Genomic DNA, 1746 nt, shown 5'->3' on the forward strand with positions numbered 1-1746 from the left:
GCCCGGGCGCTGGCGCGCGAGCCAGAGCTCCTGCTGCTCGACGAGCCCACCGCCAGCCTCGATGCGGCCGCGACCCGCCACGTGGAGGAGATCGTCCTCATGGCTGCCCGTTCGGGCACCAAGATCGTCATGGCCTCGCACGACCTGGGCCAGGTGCGCCGGCTCGCCGGCGACGTTCTTTTCATGGTCCGCGGCCACTTGTGCGAACAGGCGGAGGCTGCGGATTTTTTCGATCGTCCATCGACACCCGAGGCCGCCGCCTTCATCCGCGGCGATCTCGTCCTTTAATAATCAGGAGGGACTTATGCCGAACCGTCTGCTGGTTTCCGCAATCGCCGCGACAGCGCTTCTGTTTTCCGCGGGTCTTTCAGCCATCGCGCAGGATAAATCGATCGTCGTGGCATCCACGACGTCCACGCAGGATTCCGGCCTGTTCGAGCACATCCTGCCGCTCTTCGAGCAGAAGACCGGCATCGAGGTGAAGGTGGTCGCGCAGGGCACCGGCCAGGCCCTCGAAACCGGGCGGCGCGGCGATGCCGATGTCGTCTTCGTCCATGCAAAGGCACAGGAGGAAGCGTTCGTCGAGGAAGGGTTCGGGGTGGAGCGCTTCGACGTCATGTACAATGATTTCGTGCTGGTCGGCCCGAAGCACGACCCGGCCGGCATCGGGGGCTCTTCGGATGTCGCCGTTGCCCTCGAAGCCATCTACGCCGCTGAGGCGCCGTTCGTTTCGCGCGGCGACAATTCCGGAACGCATAGCGCCGAACTTCGCCTCTGGAAGGAAGCCGGCATCGATATCGCGGCACAGAAGGGTAGCTGGTATCGCGAGATCGGGCAGGGAATGGGCGCCGCGCTCAATACCGCTGCGGCCATGGAGGCCTATGTGCTGGCGGACCGGGGGACGTGGCTGTCGTTCGAGAACCGCCGTGATTTGGACGTTCTGGTGGAGGGCGACAACCGGCTTTTCAACCAGTATGGCGTCATTCTCGTCAATCCGGAAAAACATCCGAGCGTGAAGGCCGAACCCGGTCAGCAATTCATCGATTGGCTGATCTCGCGGGAAGGGCAGGAGGCCATCGGCGAATATGCGATCGACGGCGAACAATTGTTCTTTCCGAATGCCGAGCGGGAACGCTCCTGATTGCGTCGTTGCCGGCGCAACTGCTGTTGCAAACGCAAGCGCATCTGGCACATCATGCGGGGATGAACAGTTTCGAGCCCTCCCAAGGCGCGCTGACCAGCTTCGAATCAGCTCTAGCCGCATTGCTGGACGGGCTCGCGCCCGTCCCTCCGACATATTTGCCGCTTTCCGAGGGGCTCGGCCGCATTGCTGCCGAGATGCAGCCGCTGCGTGACACGCTGCCGCCGCGCAGCATCGCGGTCATTGACGGATGGGCCTTTCACGCGCTCGATCTGGCGGGAGCCTCGGCCTACGCGCCGGTGCCGCTCGGGTCTCCGCCGGTCTGGGTCGAGGCGGGGGAGGCGATGCCGGAGGGATGCGACTGCGTTCTGGAGGCAGATCTGGTGGATTGCAGCGGGCCTATGGTGCAAGTCTTTGCCGAGGCCATTCCGGGTAGAGGCATCCGCCGCGCCGGCGAAGACATGGCGGCGGAACGGCCGGCGAGTTTGCCGGGCCGCAGGCTGTCTGCCGTGGATCTGCTGGCCTTGCGCAGCGCCGGGCTTGAGGAGGTCGCGGTGCGTGCGCCGCGTCTGCGCGTCATTGATGTCACCGCGGCAAGCAGCGCC

General features: G+C 64.9%; 1 protein-coding gene and 2 pseudogenes. All 3 read left to right on the plus strand.

What is annotated here, in order from left to right; translation table 11 throughout:
- Positions 1–288, plus strand: a pseudogene (locus ACFP9U_RS24910) (ABC transporter ATP-binding protein); the annotation flags it as partial.
- Between the two features lie 16 nt (positions 289–304).
- Positions 305–1141: a substrate-binding domain-containing protein gene (locus ACFP9U_RS24915; protein ID WP_378625561.1), complete on the plus strand. Its 837-nt coding sequence runs from the start codon at positions 305–307 to the stop codon at positions 1139–1141.
- A gap of 8 nt (positions 1142–1149) precedes the next feature.
- A pseudogene (locus tag ACFP9U_RS24920) lies at positions 1150–1746 on the plus strand (hypothetical protein); the annotation flags it as partial.

The organism is Nitratireductor sp. GCM10026969 (assembly GCF_042660605.1).
Classification (GTDB): domain Bacteria; phylum Pseudomonadota; class Alphaproteobacteria; order Rhizobiales; family Rhizobiaceae; genus Chelativorans.